At 66.4% G+C, this 16265-nt stretch carries 13 protein-coding genes; 6 read left to right on the top strand and 7 right to left on the bottom strand.

Annotated elements, in window-relative coordinates:
• Nucleotides 1-80 precede the first annotated feature (80 nt).
• The 6 genes from H4W01_RS17000 to H4W01_RS17025 all read left to right on the top strand — a co-directional run bounded on the left by H4W01_RS17000 (nucleotide 81) and on the right by H4W01_RS17025 (nucleotide 9461).
• Nucleotides 81-875 carry a 2-keto-4-pentenoate hydratase gene (locus tag H4W01_RS17000; RefSeq protein WP_209612591.1) on the top strand — a complete coding sequence of 265 codons (795 nt, stop codon included), beginning with the start codon at nucleotides 81-83 and terminating at the stop codon, nucleotides 873-875.
• Between the two features lie 55 nt (nucleotides 876-930).
• Nucleotides 931-2238 carry an MFS transporter gene (locus H4W01_RS17005; RefSeq protein WP_209612592.1) on the top strand — a complete coding sequence of 436 codons (1308 nt, stop codon included), beginning with the start codon at nucleotides 931-933 and terminating at the stop codon, nucleotides 2236-2238.
• A complete protein-coding gene (locus H4W01_RS17010; RefSeq protein ID WP_209612593.1) occupies nucleotides 2228-5986 on the top strand; it encodes a LamG-like jellyroll fold domain-containing protein in 3759 nt (1252 codons plus the stop codon). The genes H4W01_RS17005 and H4W01_RS17010 overlap by 11 nt, the downstream gene beginning before the upstream one ends.
• Nucleotides 5983-7203 carry a DUF885 family protein gene (locus H4W01_RS17015; RefSeq protein WP_209612594.1) on the top strand — a complete coding sequence of 407 codons (1221 nt, stop codon included), beginning with the start codon at nucleotides 5983-5985 and terminating at the stop codon, nucleotides 7201-7203. Before H4W01_RS17010 ends, H4W01_RS17015 begins: the two co-directional genes overlap by 4 nt.
• A complete protein-coding gene (locus H4W01_RS17020) occupies nucleotides 7203-8786 on the top strand; it encodes a family 43 glycosylhydrolase (protein ID WP_209612595.1) in 1584 nt (527 codons plus the stop codon). The genes H4W01_RS17015 and H4W01_RS17020 overlap by 1 nt, the downstream gene beginning before the upstream one ends.
• A gap of 126 nt (nucleotides 8787-8912) precedes the next feature.
• Entirely contained in the window at nucleotides 8913-9461 is a 549-nt protein-coding gene (locus H4W01_RS17025; protein WP_010405185.1) for a c-type cytochrome, read from the top strand.
• Between the two features lie 54 nt (nucleotides 9462-9515).
• On the opposite strand, the gene H4W01_RS17030 is transcribed toward H4W01_RS17025, so the two are convergent.
• From H4W01_RS17030 to H4W01_RS17060, 7 genes are all read right to left on the bottom strand, one after another.
• Entirely contained in the window at nucleotides 9516-9722 is a 207-nt protein-coding gene (locus tag H4W01_RS17030; RefSeq protein WP_334685322.1) for a hypothetical protein, read from the bottom strand.
• Between the two features lie 53 nt (nucleotides 9723-9775).
• A complete protein-coding gene (locus tag H4W01_RS17035) occupies nucleotides 9776-10261 on the bottom strand; it encodes a TspO/MBR family protein (protein WP_010405188.1) in 486 nt (161 codons plus the stop codon).
• Between the two features lie 14 nt (nucleotides 10262-10275).
• Nucleotides 10276-11472 (bottom strand): geranylgeranyl diphosphate reductase, encoded by a 1197-nt coding sequence (locus tag H4W01_RS17040; protein ID WP_209612596.1) that lies wholly within the window; start codon nucleotides 11470-11472, stop codon nucleotides 10276-10278.
• A complete protein-coding gene (locus tag H4W01_RS17045; protein ID WP_209612597.1) occupies nucleotides 11469-12773 on the bottom strand; it encodes a BCD family MFS transporter in 1305 nt (434 codons plus the stop codon). Before H4W01_RS17045 ends, H4W01_RS17040 begins: the two co-directional genes overlap by 4 nt.
• Nucleotides 12770-13681 (bottom strand): chlorophyll synthase ChlG, encoded by a 912-nt coding sequence (gene chlG / locus H4W01_RS17050; RefSeq protein WP_209612598.1) that lies wholly within the window; start codon nucleotides 13679-13681, stop codon nucleotides 12770-12772. The genes H4W01_RS17045 and chlG overlap by 4 nt, the downstream gene beginning before the upstream one ends.
• A 66-nt stretch (nucleotides 13682-13747) precedes the next feature.
• Complete coding sequence (ppsR, locus tag H4W01_RS17055) at nucleotides 13748-15178, bottom strand: transcriptional regulator PpsR (RefSeq protein ID WP_209612599.1); 1431 nt, start codon at nucleotides 15176-15178, stop codon at nucleotides 13748-13750.
• Between the two features lie 75 nt (nucleotides 15179-15253).
• Entirely contained in the window at nucleotides 15254-16174 is a 921-nt protein-coding gene (locus H4W01_RS17060; RefSeq protein WP_209612600.1) for a cobalamin B12-binding domain-containing protein, read from the bottom strand.
• Nucleotides 16175-16265: the final 91 nt, after the last annotated feature.

A 16265-nucleotide genomic window follows, 5' to 3' on the forward strand; every position in this document is an offset into this window, starting at 1 on the left:
TCACCCTCTTGTCAATGACACCGGTTTCCCATACCCAGTCGTGGAGATCGCCTTAGCGGTCCATGAGGGGATAAAGCCACGTGCCGGCCAAGAAACGTCAAGACAATATCGCGCGAGTCGCAACCGAATTTGTCAGCGCACGGCGCAGCGCGTCTGCACTCGTCGATTACCCCGGCACCATGCCCGCCGCGCTTGCCGAAGCCTATGCGATGCAGGACGCCGCCATCGCGCTCGCCGACCGCGTGATCGCCGGGTGGAAGGTCGGGCGGATCAACCCGCCACTGGAGGGGGCCGACCGCCTCGCCGGGCCGATCTTCGCCGACCAGACCTTCGACGCCGGGGAAACCCCACGCGCAATGACGGTCTATGCCGGTGGATTCGCGGCCGCCGAGGCAGAATTCCTGTTGCGGATCGGCACGGCACCCGATCCTGCCAAAACCCATTATACGCTGGCCGAAGCGACCGCGCTGATCGACCGGGTGTGTGTCGGCATCGAAATCGCCAGTTCGCCCTTTGGCGGCATTAATGACCATGGCCCCGGTGTCACCATTTCCGATTTCGGCAACAATAACGGGCTGGTGATCGGCCCCGATATTGCCGACTGGCGCGACCTCGACCTCAATCAATGGCCGGTCGAGCTGACCATCGACGGCGCATCGACCGGAATCGCCACCGCCGCGACGATGCTTGACGGCCCATTTGGTGCCGCGCGCTTCCTGTTCGAACTGATGGCACAGCGTGGCATCGCGCTGACCCCGGGCCAGTGGATTTCAACGGGTGCGGTCAGCGGGGTCCACCAGGTCGAAATCGGCGCGCAAATCGCGGCCATTTTCGACGACCGGCTGACGGTGGCGTGTAGCATCGCAGCGCAATAACCGCGATTAGGATCCGGCAAAGGTTCGAAACAGGGCCGCCGACAGGAGAGAGATGATGGCGACGGTCGAACTTCCGATCGACACGGGTGCAAGCGGGACCAAAACGGCCGACGCAAGCGCGGTCGGGCGCTATCGCTGGGTGATTTGCGGCCTGCTCTTTGCCGCCACCGCGATCAATTATGTCGATCGGCAGATGATCGGGCTGCTCAAGCCCAACATTTCGGGCGAATTCGGCTGGGACGAAAATGCCTATGCCGACATCGTCTTCTGGTTCCAGGCGGCCTATGCGATCGGCTATATCAGCTTCGGCTCGATCGTCGATCGGGTCGGCGCGCGGATCGGTTATTCGATCGCCTTCATCATCTGGACGCTCGGCCACACTTTGTGCGGCTTTGCCGGATCGACCTTGCAGTTTGCGGCAGCACGTGCGGTGCTGGGTCTGGGCGAATCGGGCAATTTCCCGGCAGGCATCAAGGCCGTGTCGGAATGGTTTCCAGCGCGCGAGCGGGCGCTGGCGACGGGCGTGTTCAATGCCGGGGCCAATATCGGCGCTGTAGTCACGCCGCTGATCGTGCCGGCCATCACGATCGCCTTCGGCTGGCGGATGGCGTTCATCGTCACCGGCGTGGCGAGCCTGGTGTGGCTGGTCGCCTGGATCGCCATCTACCGCCGCCCGCGCGAACAACCGCGCCTTAGCGCCGCCGAACTCGCCCATATAGAAAGCGACCCCGCCGACCCCGCACAGAAGATCGCATGGACGCGGCTGCTCGGCTATCGCGAGACTTGGGCCTATGCGCTCGGCAAGTTCCTGATCGACCCGATCTGGTGGCTGTTCCTGTTCTGGACGCCCGATTTCCTGTCCAAAGCCTATCATCTCGATTTGAAGAGCTTCGGCCCGCCCTTGGTCGTGATCTATCTGATCTCGGACTTTGGCAGCATTGCCGGGGGCTGGTCCTCCTCACGGCTGATGAAGCGCGGCTGGTCGGCCAATGCCGCGCGCAAGACGACGATGCTGGTCTGCGCCTTCCTCGTGATGCCGATCTTCTTTGCGCAATATATCGCCAATCTATGGGCAGCGGTCGCCATCGTCGGGCTGGCGACGGCGGCGCATCAGGCATTCTCGGCCAATCTCTACACCATCCCGTCCGACATGTTCCCGCGCAAGGCGGTGGGGTCGGTGGTCGGCATTGGCGGCATGGTCGGCGCGATTGGCGGCATGGGGATGGCCAAGTTCACCGGCTACATCCTGCAGACGACGGGCAGCTACACGCTGATCTTCGCGGTCGCGGGTAGCGTGTATCTGATCGCGGTCGGGGTTATCCATCTGCTGTCACCGCGACTGGCGCGTGTCGATGCGCTGTAAGACTGGGCTGGCGAGCCTGCTCGCAATTGCCATCGCGACACCCGTTTGCGCGCAGGATGCCAATGGCCTGTTGTTCCGCGTCTCCGCCGACAAGAGCCTGACCGCAGACGTGGCTGCGGGCGACCCCGTGCCCAATTTCCGCAGCGGCGTCAGCGTCGTGCCCGATGGCGCGATCGGCGGCGCGGCGCGCTGGGCCGATGATGGCTATGTCGCGTGGAAGGCACCGGGCAATATGCGTGCGCAGCGCGGCACGCTCAGCTTCTTCTGGCGGCCGCGCGAGCCGCTCGGCGTCGCGCCCTTCGTGATCTTCCGCGCGGGCTTTGCCGATCACAGCAGTTGGGACATGGCGTTCCTGCGGATCGACTGGAACGGCCACGGCTTCGACGCCTTCGTCACCGATGCCAACCTGTCGCGCATCCGCGTCTCCTGGACGATCCCGCAGACGCCTGCTGCCGACGCCTGGAAGCACATCGCCTTTGCCTGGGATGAGACCAAGGGCGTCCGCCTCTTCGTCGATGGCCGCGAAGTCGCGCGCAAGGATCAGGTCGCCGATCTCGATTCAGGGCTGGATCAGTTCGGCCTCGCAGGGCGCGTGCTCTCCCCCCACCAAGTGCAGAGCCGCTACCATTTCATGCGCGGCAGCGATCTCGACGAGATTCGCGTGTACGATCGGATGCTGGCCGCCAGCGACATTGCCACGCTCGCCGACAAGCGCGATCCTGCCCCCGCCCCTTCCGAGGACGCCGCCGCCCGCCGCACCGCCTGGCTGCACCGTTATGGCTGGGATGCGGGCGCACCGCCGGTGCTCGATGCCCCCGTCACCACCGTGCGCAAGGTCGAGTTCGCCGACGCCAAGGATTTGAAAGAGTGGATGTGGAAGGGTGTCGACGGCATCGCCGAGACGACCTGGCCCGGCGTCTATAACCGCTCCAAATTGCCCGGCCGCGACGATTATTTCGAACTGCCCGACTGGAACGTCTATGTCGAAGGCGGCAAGCGCTATGACCTGACCGTGCCGCCCGGCGAACGCTTCAACCGCGTCGAAATTCGCGGCGCGGCTTATGGATCGCTGCTATGGTCGGACGCTGGGCAAACCACCACGCTCGCCACCCGCGCGCAAGGCACCGTCCGCAGCGTCAGCGCGATACCCGAGCGGCAAGGCGGCACGCTCAGCTTCGTCAACACGGTGCAGGAGCAGCCGATCCAGGAGTTGTGGGCCTATGACGTGAGGCCGGGCGCGGAACCGGCGGGATCGTTCAAGCTCTCCTACACCGTCGACGCCACCGCCTCGACCAAGGTCGCCGCGCTCGCCAGCCTCGAATCCTTCATCACCGGCCGTTATGCCCCCGACGAGCGCAGCATGGTCGTCGCCTTGCCCAGCTCCGGCATCAAGGCGGCGGTCGGCGCGGCGGCAGCGGGGGCGGGCGCGCCAGCGCAGACGCGCACGCGCGGCCTGCCGATCGTCCACATCCTGATCCCGGCCAGCCTGGGCGATGCCTATGCCGACAAGCCGCTGGCGCGCGCCTTCGATTATGGCTGGCAGAATCTGCATGACGGGCTCGACGGCATCGCGATCGATTTGCCCGCGCTCGCCGGCACCGGGCTGATCCCGCTCAACCTCCGCGTCAAGGACCCGCTCTGGCCCGCGCGCGACCTGATCGACCTGTCGGTCAGCGTGCCGGCAGGCACGCCGCGCACGCTGTGGCTCGACCTGCGCGACCGCATCCTGTCTCAGGACAGCCTCTATCTCAGCATTGCCTCGGCCCTGCCCAGCTTCGATGCCGCCGCACTCAACGGCGCGAAAATCCGTTTGGTGTTCAAGGATCGCGCGGCGGCGCTGCCCGAACATATCGCCGACCGGCTCAACCAGGTGAAGGACAATTGGGGCTTTCTGGTCGAGGAGCATACCGCCTCCAAGCGCGAAGCGCTGTATGCGCGCCTGTTCGGCGACATCACCGACCTGCTGCGCGTCGACCCTGACAATGTGACCGCCCGCCAATATTGGGCCGACATCAATTACCGCCCCGAAAACATGCCCACCGTCACCCAGCCGACCGCGCCGCCCGGCGTGCCGCTCTGGGCATTCCGCCAGCTTGAGGATTTGAAGCTGGTCCGCCAGTTCGTCGACTGGTGGATCGACCATCGCCAGGTGCCTTATGGCGATTTTGGCGGCGGTATTTCCGATGATACCGATCTGACGCAGCAATGGCCCGGCCTCGCGCTGATGGGGGTCGAGCCTGACAAGATCAACGCGTCGCTGCGCGCCCTCGCCGATGCCGCGTACAAAAACGGAATGCGCGTGAACGGCCTCGGCTATATCACGACCGACGAGCTTCACGCGTATGAAGAGGGGCTCAACTCGGATGCCGAGCGGCTCTATCTCAATTGGGGCGAACCGCGCTCGATCGAGCGGCTGATGACGACCACCAAGGCGCTGCAAGGCGTGATCCTGAAGAACCCGGCCGGCCATCTGCATTTCGCGAGCAACTGGTATGGCGGGCGCACGATGTACCGCGAGGGGGCGTGGGAATGGCAGAAACCCTATAGCTTCACCGTGCTGCACGCGCCGATCCTGCTCGGCCTGTATAATGGCAGCGCACCCGCGCGCGCGCTGGTGACCGGCGTGATCGACGGCTGGATGGCGCATGGCAAACAGGGGGCCGACGGCGCATGGTCCTACCCCAATGAGATCAACTGGCGCAGCGATGCCGAGCGCGCTGGCGATGGTGGCGGGGTGAGCACGCCGCTCCAGGCAAGCTGGGCGGCATGGCGCTTTACCGGGGACGCCAAATATCTGCGGCCGATCGAGGCGCGCGTCGCCAAAAGTCCGGCGGGGCTGGCGGAATTCAACGAAAACGCCTTCACCGCCTTGCCCGATGGTGCATCCCTGCGCGCGCGTGCGGCAAAGAGCGAGGAGCCGTTCGGACGCTATGCCGCCTGGTCCGCGACGGGTGACATCGCCGTGCTGGCCACGCTGCACGGCGAGGCGATCGCCGATAAGATGCAGCATATGGCGATGTACACCGAAGGCCATTGGTGGAGCGACCGCGTCGAACAGCCGAGCGACATCCTCCAGCGCGAACGGCTCGGCGGCATCGCATTGAAGCGCAACCAGACCTGGCCCGGCAATACGGTGAGCTGGCGTTTCGCCACGCCGGGTGCTGCCGAACAGGTCGCGATCCTGCTGCCCGGCGCAACGCGCGACCGCTTCCGCGTGATTGCCTATAACACCAGCGACCGCCCGCAAGCCGCGACGATGACGGCGTGGAACGTCACCGCCGGAAGCTGGTCGATGACGGTCGCACGCGGCGCGGTGTCGTCGCCCACAACCGTATCGCTCGAACGCAGCGCCGCGATCCCGCTGACCTTCGCGCCCGGCGAAACCGTGCTCGACTTTGCGCTGGTGGCACCCGCCACCCCGGTCGAGACCCGCCCTGACCTCGGCATCGGTCGCGACGATGTGACCGTTGCGGGCCAGCGCGTCACGGTCACCGTCCATAGTCTCGGCGCGGTGCCGAGCGCGGCGGGGCGCGTGGCGCTGTGGCAAGGAAACCGCGTGATCGCCAGCGCCCCGGTGCCGCCGCTCCCCGCGCCAAGCGACCTCACTCCCAAAACCGCGCGCGTGACGCTGGCGGTGCCCGCAGGCATCGATCCCGAACACCTGCTCGTGCGCGTCGAACAGAGCGATGGCACCGCCGAAGTCACCCAGCAGAACAACGCCGTCGCCATCGCCGATCGCACGCCATGACGACACGGCGGGCGCTGCTCGCCGGGGGCGCGGCTCTGGCACTCGCCAGCCGCGTGCGTGCCGCCCCCAGCCCAGCTTTGCGCGCCGCGCTCGATGCGGCGGCGGCGTTGCCGCACGATCCGGGAGCAGCACTGGCGCTGCTGGCGGGATTTGACCGGAAGGGCCTGCCCCTCGCCGCGCAGCTCGACCTCGACACCGCCCGCGCCGGACTGGCGATCGACCTCGAGATAGTGCGCCGCTTCGCGGTCGACCCGCGCGGCAAGGGGCCACCGCGCAACCCGGAGCACGCCCTCCTGCTCCTCCGCCGCAAGCTCGGCGATGACCTCGATCCGCCCGCGCTCGAGGCCCAATTGGAGACCGAACGCCGCCGCTGCGCCGCCCGCGCCGATGCGCTGTTCGCCCGGCTCGGGGTGGCGGGGGCCACCACCGGCGCGCGCTTCTCCGCTTTGTGGCGCGACCCGCGCCAGGCTTATGCCAGCCCCGACGCCGCTTTGGCCGATATGAACCGCTGGCTGGCGGAGCTACGCCCGCGTGTCCCCGCCTTGGTCGGCGCGGTGCCGCGCTGGTGCCTGAACGTCGCCGCCAATCCGCCAACCGCCGCAGACCGCACCGCCGCCCATTACGGCTATCGCACGCTGCCTACGCCCACGCAGCCCGGCGGCTACGTCCCAGACCTTCAGCGCCTTGCCGAGCGCCCGGCGTTCACACTGCCGAGCGTCGTCGCGCACGAATTGCTCCCCGGCCATATGGTGCAACTGCCGCTGGAGGCCGCCGCCGATCCGCACCCGCTGCGGCTCGATTATGCGCCGGGCTTTGCCGAAGGATGGGCGATCTATACCGAGCGCCGCGTTGCCGATGCGGGGCTGTATGCTGCCGATCCGCTGGCCGAACTCGGTTCTCTCCATTGGCGGCTGTTCCGCATCGGGCGCGCGCTGGTCGATCTCGCTATCCATCTGCACGGCCTGTCGCTGCGTGAGGCACGCGCGCGCCTGGTCACCTGGCAGGGCGAACCCGCCTATTTTGCCTCGTTCGACACAGATCTTGCGCGGATCGTGCAGGAGCCAATGACGCGCGCTGCAGAAATGCTGTTCGCGCTCGCCATCGAAGACGGCGCGCGCGGGCGATCGGGCACGGCGCTGCGGCGCTATCACCATCTGCTGCTCGATCACGGTCGGATGCGCAGCGATGAGCTGGCGCGCCGCGCCCGGAGGATTTGATGCGCCTCACGCGCCGCGACGCGCTCGCCGCCGCTGGCGGCAGCGCTGCATTGCTGCTCCCCGCCAGCACCGCCGCAGCGCCCGACACCCTCGCCGCATATCGGCGCGGACTGGACCAGCAACGCATCGCCGATCTTGGCGACGGGCGCTTCCTCAATCCGGTGCTGTCGGGCGATCGCCCCGACCCCGCTATCCTGAAAGACGGGCAGGACTATTACCTGACCTTCTCCAGCTTCGATTCCTATCCCGGCCTGATCCTCTGGCATTCGCGCGATCTGGTGAACTGGCGGCCGATCGGCCCCGCGCTCCACCGCAACATCGGCTCGGTGTGGGCGGTGAGCCTCGCCAAGCATGACGGGCGCTATTTCCTCTATATCCCGACCAAAGCCTCACCCAATTCGATCTGGGTGATCCATGCCGATCGCATCGAAGGGCCGTGGAGCGAGCCGATCGATCTCGGCCTGCACGCGCATATCGATCCGTGCCATGTCGTCGGCGAGGACGGCTCGCGCTGGCTGTTCCTGTCGGGCGGTGACCGCGTGCGCCTGTCCGCCGATGGCCTGTCGACCGTCGGCAACCCCGAACATGTCTATGATCCGTGGCGGTATCCGAGCGACTGGGTGGTCGAGGGTTTCTCGCCCGAAGGCCCCAAGATCGTCCGCCACGGCGGCTATTTCTACCTCATCACCGCCGTCGGCGGCACCGCCGGGCCACCGACCGGGCATATGGTGATCGCCGCCCGCGCGCGCTCGATCCACGGGCCGTGGGAGGACTGCCCCGCCAACCCGCTGGTGCGCACGCGCGACCGGTCCGAGCGCTGGTGGTCGCGCGGTCACGCCTCGCTGGTCGAAGGGCCGGCGGGTGACTGGTGGGCGCTCTATCACGGCTATGAGAAGGACTATTGGACGCTCGGGCGGCAGACGCTGCTCGATCCCGTCGCCTGGACCGCCGATGGCTGGTTCAAAATGACCGGCGGTGATCTGTCGCGCCCGCTCGCCAAGCCCAGGGGCGGCAGCGCGGTGCCGCACGGCATGGCGCTGTCCGACGATTTCCAGACGCTCGCGCTCGGCACCCGCTGGAGCTTCTTCCGCCCGCGCCCGAACGAGGCCGATCGCCTGTCGGTCGCCAACCGCACGCTGACGCTCACCGCCAGCGGTACCGCACCGGTCGATTCGGCACCCTTGCTGTTGATCGCGGGCGACACCGGCTATCGCTTCGACTGCGACATCGAAATCGATCCCGGCACCACCGCCGGGCTTATCCTCTTTTATGACGACAAACTCTATTGCGGCCTCGGCTTCGATCAGCAGCGCTTCGTCACGCATCAATATGGGCAGGAGCGCGGTCGCCCGCATAATCCGCACGGGTGCCAAATGCGGCTGCGCGTGACCAACGATCGCCACATCGTCACCTTCGATACCAGTGGCGATGGCGGGCACCATTGGACGCGCTTTGATCGTGGCATGGAAGTGTCGGGCTATCACCACAATGTGCGTGGCGGCTTCCTCATGCTCAGGCCCGGCCTCTATGCAGCGGGCATCGGTGCAGCGCGCTTTCGCGACTTCCGGTTTACCGCGCTCTAAACCGCTCCGGACGGAGGAGCGAAAGCGCGACCGGGTCGTCGGCGGTGTCAATTTTTCTGGACAGTCATGGCACGATAGTGTCGAATGTGCGTTCGGGAGAGTCGATAAAAAGCAGGAGCAGGACTGATGCAAACAGGACCCATCAAGCGTCTCGGCCGCGTGACCTTTGGCGTGGCATGCGCCACCCTCGCGCTCACGGCCTGCGCCAAGAAAGCCGAGAGCGACAGCAGCACGACGACGACCACCACCACTGCCGCGACGACCACGCCAGCCGCCGCACCCGCAGCGGAACCGGCAGCGCCAAAGCCTGCCGCCGTCGCCGCCGACAATACCGACACCATCGCCGGGGTGAAGCTCGCCGCCTATACCGGCGACGCCAAGAAGGGCGAGACCGACTTTATCACGTGCAAGACGTGCCATGCGATCGAAGCCGGCGTGAACAAGATCGGGCCATCGCTGCACGGCGTGGTTGGCCGCAAGGCCGGCAGCATCCCGGGCTTTACCTATTCGACCGCCAACAAGAATAGCGGCATCACCTGGACTGAGGAAAAGCTGTTCCAATATCTGGAAAATCCGCAGCGCGTTGTTCCCGGCACCAAGATGACCTTCGCCGGGTGGCCAACCGACCCGCAAAAGCGCGCCGATGTGATCGCCTATCTCAAGAGCAATTCCTGATCCCCGCGCATCCGCGCGATCAACCCGAGGCCCGGCAGCGATGCCGGGCCTTTTTCATGCGCGACGGCTGCGCACCAGATCCGCGACATGCACCGGAAAGGACGCCGCGAGCGCCAGCGCGACCCACGGCCATGGCATCCCGGTCAAGGCCGCGCGCACCGCAAGCACCATGCACGCCCCCGGCACCAGCCGCAGCGCAACCGCAACGGCCGACCAGCCACGCGACCGCATCAGCCAGCCCCCTTCCAGCAGCAGGATCACAAGAATGATGTCGACCGCATGGCCCTGCGCGAACAGCCATGTGGCCAGCGAGTTCAGCCGAACGGTCCGTTCAGCCGGACGATGGTCATGTTGAGATATCCGGCAAAGGTCACCCATCCCAGATAGGGGAGCAGCAACAGGCCGGCGGACATTGAGCGCGGCCACACCAGATAAATCCAGACCGCGATCGACACCCACAGGCCGACCACCTCGACCGCTGCCCAATCCGGCCGATGCAGGCGAAAGAATAAAAAGCTCCACAGGATATTGAGAAAGCCGTTGAGCGCGAACAGCCCGATCATCCAGTCCGCGCCCGATCGATCGGGCATTGCGCGCCACCCCGTCACCGCCGCCATCGCCGTGCAGACATAGATGGCGGTCCAGGCGACGCTATAGGCCGCCTCGGGCGGGGCCCAGCGCGGCTGGAGCAGCGTGCGATACCAGGGCCCGACCTCGGTAATCGTCGATCCCATCACCGCGACGACCAGAGCCATCAGGGCGGCAATGACAATCGGCAACCCCCAGGAGCGATGCAGCATGGGTGCCCCCGCCCTCACGCCGATGCCAGCCCGAGCAAATGCCGCATATCCTTCCAGAAGATGCGCAAATGCGCCCCCGGCTTGGCGCGGACCAGGCGCTTGTTCATATACGCGTCCCAGGTCAGCCGTTGGACATCGGGATCCTCGCAGATCTTGACGAAGCGTTCGCGGCGCGTGTCGCTGGAATACCAGAAATATTGCATAATCCCGAGGATCCAGAACACGCGGCCATGCGCCCGCAGGAAGCGCTTGCGGGCAAGGCGCAGCGCGGAGGCCTTGCCGGTCGCCAAGAACACCGTCACCGCTTCGGCTGCATGGCGGCCGCCCGCCATTGCATAATAGATCCCCTCGCCAGAGGCCGGTGCCACCACGCCTGCGGCATCGCCTGCCACCACGACATCGCGACCATTGTCCCAGCGCTTGAGCGGCTTGAGCGGGATCGGGGCACCCTCGCGCCGCAGCGTCGCACAGCCATCAAGGCCGGTCTGCGTGCGCAGTGCCGCAACCGCCTCGCGCAGCGCAAAGCCTTTCTGCGCGCTGCCCACCCCGATGCTGGCGGTCGCGCCATGCGGGAAAACCCAGGCGTAAAAGTCGGGGGAGTGCTTGCCCTGATAGAAAACATCGCACCGCTCTGGCGCGAAATCGACGCGCTCGCCCACTCCGGTCGCGGGCGCGGCGATGATTTCATGATAGGCGAACACGCACGGTACGGTGCCGCCCCCTTTCACCTCGTCGCGCGCCACTCCCGAGCGCGCACCATCGGCACCAATGATGCAGCGTGTCGTCACCCGGCGCTCATCCGCGCCGCGGGCGTCGCGATAGACAACGGTTGCGACATCCGGGGCATCCCGCTCGATCCGGACGAAGGTACCGCTGCGGCGTTCAGCGCCAGCCAGCGCCGCGCGCGCGCGCAACCATTCGTCGAACACCTCGCGATCGACCAACCCGACAAAGCCGTCCCCGACCGGCATGTCGACCGTCTTGCCCGAAGGCGCGACCATCCGCGCGGCGCTGGCCTTGGCGACCAGCAAATGGTCGGGAATCGCGAAATCGGCGATTGCACGCGGCGGGATTGCCCCACCGCAGGGCTTTATCCGCCCTGCCCGATCGAGCAGCAGCACATGGTAGCCACCGCGTGCCAAGTCGGTGGCGGCGGTGGCACCGGCCGGGCCGCCGCCGACGACGACACAATCAAAGTCCGCGATCGTCATATCACAACCTCCCCACCAAGATGGGCGACGCGTGGCGGCGCGCGCAGCGAGAGGGCGGCGGCCAACAGGAACAGCAACGCCTCGGCCCCGAAGACCAGCATGAAGCTTTCCGGAACCGATCCGGTCAGGGCTTCGGCCGCATCGACCGCGACGGCACCGGTCAGCCCGCCCAGCCCGAACGCAATCGCCTGCGCCGCGCCCCACACGCCCATCCGCAGCCCGGCCCGGCTTGATCCACCGTCTCCGGCCAGCGCCATCATCCGGCCGATCGCGGCCACGGCAAAGACGCCATTGGCAAAGCCGAGCAAAAAGATCGTACCGACAATCGGCCAACCCGGCCCGTAGCGCGCCGCCAGCACCAGCCCGGTCAACGCCAAGGCCGACCCGATACACCCGCCGACGATCCAGCGTGCGAGCGTGGCCGCGTCACGCCCACCGAACGCACTGCCGCCAACGCCCACCAACACCATGCCCAGCAACACGCCGCTATGCTGCACGCTCGACATCTGCGTCGATTGGCCCGGCGTCATGGCAAAGCGCAGACCGCTAAACGGCTCGAGGATCAAATCCTGCATCGAATAAGCGAGCATCGAGAGAAACACGAACATCGTGAAACGCCGGTGCTGCGGATCGGCCCAGATTTCCGCCAGCGCCACCGCAAACGGCGGAGCCGGGGGCCCTGCAACGACGCGGGCCGCATCCACGCGTTCCACGCCGAGCACCGCGACCGTCGAGAGCAGAAAGGCCATGCCCGCGACGCCAGCGACGACGCCTTCAAGGCGGGCCAGCGAGAAGGGATCGATCCAGTGGCCCGCCGCCGCCGAGGACACAATGATTCCGGCGATCATCATGATCCAGGTGAGCGAGGCCGCCGCCGCGCGCCGGGCAGGGGCAACCTGCGCGGCGAGCAGCGCCAGCAGCGACGTTCCCGCAGCACCCACGCCCGCGCCGATCAGCGAAAAAGCGAGGATCGCCAGCGCATACCCCACCCAGCCGTGCGCGACGATCACGCGGAGCGATTCGGCGGCCAGCATCGCCCCCGCCGCCAGCACGCCCATCCCGCCGATAATCCACGGCGTCCGGCGGCGCCCGCTATCCGATTCATGTCCCCATAATGGGCGCGACAGCTGCACCGCATAATGCCACGCCACCAGCCCGGCCGGGAGGGCGGCAGGCAGGGCATATTCCACCACCATCACGCGGTTGAGCAACGTTGTCGCGAGCATCACGATCGCACCGATCGCGGCTTGCACCAGCCCGAGCCGTGCGATGCCAAGCCAGCTCAGGCCGCGCGGGGTCACAGCCCCAGGACCCCGCCAAGCCCGAACGCCGCCGCGAGCATTCCCAGCACATACAGGCTGGTGCCCGTGGCATTGTACCACGGCGTGAACTGCAGCGGATCGCGCAGCAATCGCCGCATCAGCGCCACTTGTCCGATCAAAAATCCCCCCACGACGCCAGCGACGATCGCATGCCCCCAAGACGCGAGCAGCGCGATGACGAGGATTTGCGGCAGCGCCATCGCCAGACACGCGATCCGCGCCGCGCGGTCGACGCCCAGCATCGCCGGCAGCGAGCGGATGCCCATCGCGCGATCCCCCTCGACCGCTTTGAAATCGTTGAGCGTCATGATGCCGAACGCGCCCGCGCTGTACAAAATCAGGATCGTCAGAATGGAGGCGGAGGGCAGTGCCCCAGCCATCACGCTGGCACCGGTAAACCAGGTCAGCCCTTCATAGGTCAGCGCGACGGCAGCCGGCCCCCATATGCCGCTCATCTTCAGGCGAAACGGCGGCGCGCTATAGGCCCAGGCAAAGGCGAGGCCGACACAGGTCGCCGCCAGCACCCATTGGCCCGTGCCCGCCGCAACCGCGAGCGCGACCGCCGTCCCGATCAGCGCGATCCACAACCCCCAGCGCCCGGCGATACGACCAGAGGGAATGGGGCGATTGGGCTCGTTGATCGCATCGACATGGCGGTCGAACCAATCGTTGACCGCTTGGCTGGTGCCACACACCAGCGGCCCGACCAGCAGCATCCCCGCCAGCACGAACGGCCAGCGGCTCCCAATGGGAACGCCCGAGGACACGACGCCGCACACAAACGCCCAGATCGGCGGAAACCATGTGATCGGCTTGAGCAGTTCGGCAACGTCGCGCAAGCGCGGAACGGAGACCAGTGCCAGCGGATGAGTCGTCGCGCGCGCCATCCCATAAGGCTATACTTGACACTTTATGCCGTCAAATTTATTTGACAGCCGTCGCCGACAATTCGGTCACTCGCCGCCGGCGACCAAATTTCCCAACCCGTGACGGTGCAGCTTCGAATAGAGGCTTTGGCGGCTTACCCCCAAAATCTCCGCTGCGGAGGCGCGGTTGTCCGAGGTGTAGGCAAGCGCCGCCTCGATGCACAGCCGCTCGATCAAATCGGTCGATTCCCGGACGATGTCCTTGAGCGACATGCGACCGACCAATTCGGTCAATTGTTCGACCGATCGCGGCAGATCGCGCTCCGGCGTCGCGACACTGCGCAACCGCCGCCCGACATTGCGGATCGTGAAGCCATAGCAATCGCCTTCGCTGCGCGGGGCCGCCACGCCCGAGACTTCGACCTCCTCCCGCGCACCGGCGGAGCCGCGCAGAATGGTGGCGACGTTGCGCACCGAGCCATGCTCGCGCAACTGGCCCAGGATGAGCTGCAGATCGATGCCGGGCCGACCGAGCCAAGTCGCCAGCGGCTGCCCGGTCACCCGATGCACCGAAGCTGCACCCGACAGTTCGACAAAGGCCGCATTCGCGACGAGAATGTTCAGATCGGCATCGACCAGCACAAAGGCGTCGGGCATATGCTCGACCACGTCGCCAAGCGCCGCCGCGTGATCGGTGCCCGGCCGGGCCGACTCCGCCGAGAGGATGCGCACCAGCAAGAGCGCCGCGCGCCCCTGACGGAACAGCCGTGCACACATCCGCGCCTCGGCCATGGTGCCCGCAAGCCGCGCCGCAAAGGGGACCAGATCATCGCTGGCGCTCGCCGCGCCGAGATGCGCGATGAAGCCATCCCGATCGGAGGGCTGTACGATTGCGCCCACGGGTTGATCCACCCATTCGCCGTCGCCCGCGCCGAGCAGGCGCTGCGCCGCCGGATTAATTTCCCGAATGCGGCGGGTGGTGGCGTCGACGATCAGCACCGGTTCGCTGCCCAGATCGAACAACAAGCGATACCGTGCTTCTGCCTGGCGCAACTTGATATAATCGCGTTCCAGCGATTGCTGGGTCTGCAGCAGGCGCTGCTGGATGGCGGCGGCGGCGCGCATATCGCGCCCGATCGCGATCGCACCACCCTCCTGACCAATCTTCATCACGAGATACCGGATCGGCACATCGCCATTGGGCGTCGTATGATTGACCTGCCGCCAGCGCGGCGGTCCGGCATCGCCAATATCGGCCAGCATTTCCTCGATCTTGCCGGTACTGTCTACCCCGACCAGCGAATCCCAGCGTTTGCCCTGCCAATCGCCAAACCCCTGTCGCAGCAAATCGGGATTGGCGACCGCGACATCGCGGATCGTCCCATCGCCATCCAGCACGAGCGCAACGTCGCCCACAGCGGCAAGCAGCGCAACAGCGACCTGGGGAGACAGCGCGTCAGACAGCAAGGCAGGGTTGTCAAAAGCATCCGGTGCGCCAAGGGGGGGACGATCGCTCATCGACGAACCGCTCATGCTCCAATACGTCCTATGCCCCACGGCTCCCACCCAGGACCGCGAGACCTCATAGCGAGATCAACCGGACATTGGCGAAACCGCCTCCCGCGCGACGGCGTCGACCAAATCGCTGGCGACCCCTAGCGCAATCCTCGCGTCGGGTGCCGTTCCGTCCGCGCCGACCGACACGGCCAGCTCAGCGTTGTTGATGAACACCCGCCCCCCGACCATCACGCAAATCCTGGGGTTTCGCGAAGACACCCGGAGGGCGCGGACGATAGAAGGCAAAGGCGCGATATGACAGTCACAGGTGATCGTCAATCCGGCCAGATCGAACCATTCGCTACGGACGCGGTCCATCAACTCGGACGTGGAGGCTTCGTTGATGCGGTGCGTCGTCCAGCCGTTCGAGCCGAACAGTTCGTCGATCACGACCGTCCCGAAGCTGTGCTGATCCCCCTCCAGCGAGGCAAACAAGGCCCGACGCACCGGGCCGGGGCCCTGCTGCAGCCCATAGGTCGATCGTCCCGATATCTCATGGACGACCTGTTGCAGCCGCCAAAGCCCCATCGTCACATCGACAAAATCGCAGCGGTCATCCTCCCACAACTCCCCCAGCAGCCGCGCCGCCGGAGCGAGCAAATCGACCAGCAGCGTTTCGTGGGACACGCCCCGCGCGATCAAGCGATCGACATGTTCCAGGAGTTCATCCGCCTCGACTTGCAGCGTGAGCGGGGCAAAGGTGGCGACGTCATCGGGCAGCACCGCGCCGCCGCGCGGGTCGGTTGGCACCCCGTGCGCGCCGTTGCTATGCGCGACCAGCAGGCGGGGGATAATCTCGCTCTCGATCAAACGGGTCAGCGATCGGGCGTATTCCATGTCGGCGCGATGGCGAAAGCCTGCCAGATCATGCGCCGGTGCCGATTCCCGACCGGGACCGGTCCGGCGCTGTGGATGGGCGCTGGCACCAATGTGGTCGATCCTCATCACCGAAGCCATGCCCGACCCTCCCGGTCTGGTTGAACACGCAGTTACGGCATGGATCACCATCGTTTGGCTGATCCGGCGACTCGCACCGTATGCCTCTTGA

The organism is Sphingomonas sp. PL20, assembly GCF_017875905.1.
GTDB classification, from domain to species: Bacteria; Pseudomonadota; Alphaproteobacteria; order Sphingomonadales; family Sphingomonadaceae; genus Sphingomonas; species Sphingomonas echinoides.

Excerpts from the sequence above, each read along its gene's own strand:
- H4W01_RS17040 (WP_209612596.1), bottom strand. The coding sequence starts at position 11,472 with ATGACGATCGCGGACTTTGATTGTGTCGTCGTCGGCGGCGGCCCGGCC.
- H4W01_RS17035 (WP_010405188.1), bottom strand. The coding sequence starts at position 10,261 with ATGCTGCATCGCTCCTGGGGGTTGCCGATTGTCATTGCCGCCCTGATG.
- ppsR (WP_209612599.1), bottom strand. The coding sequence starts at position 15,178 with ATGAGCGATCGTCCCCCCCTTGGCGCACCGGATGCTTTTGACAACCCT.
- H4W01_RS17025 (WP_010405185.1), top strand. The coding sequence starts at position 8,913 with ATGCAAACAGGACCCATCAAGCGTCTCGGCCGCGTGACCTTTGGCGTG.
- chlG (WP_209612598.1), bottom strand. The coding sequence starts at position 13,681 with ATGGCGCGCGCGACGACTCATCCGCTGGCACTGGTCTCCGTTCCGCGC.
- H4W01_RS17015 (WP_209612594.1), top strand. The coding sequence starts at position 5,983 with ATGACGACACGGCGGGCGCTGCTCGCCGGGGGCGCGGCTCTGGCACTC.
- H4W01_RS17060 (WP_209612600.1), bottom strand. The coding sequence starts at position 16,174 with ATGGCTTCGGTGATGAGGATCGACCACATTGGTGCCAGCGCCCATCCA.
- H4W01_RS17020 (WP_209612595.1), top strand. The coding sequence starts at position 7,203 with ATGCGCCTCACGCGCCGCGACGCGCTCGCCGCCGCTGGCGGCAGCGCT.
- H4W01_RS17005 (WP_209612592.1), top strand. The coding sequence starts at position 931 with ATGGCGACGGTCGAACTTCCGATCGACACGGGTGCAAGCGGGACCAAA.
- H4W01_RS17010 (WP_209612593.1), top strand. The coding sequence starts at position 2,228 with ATGCGCTGTAAGACTGGGCTGGCGAGCCTGCTCGCAATTGCCATCGCG.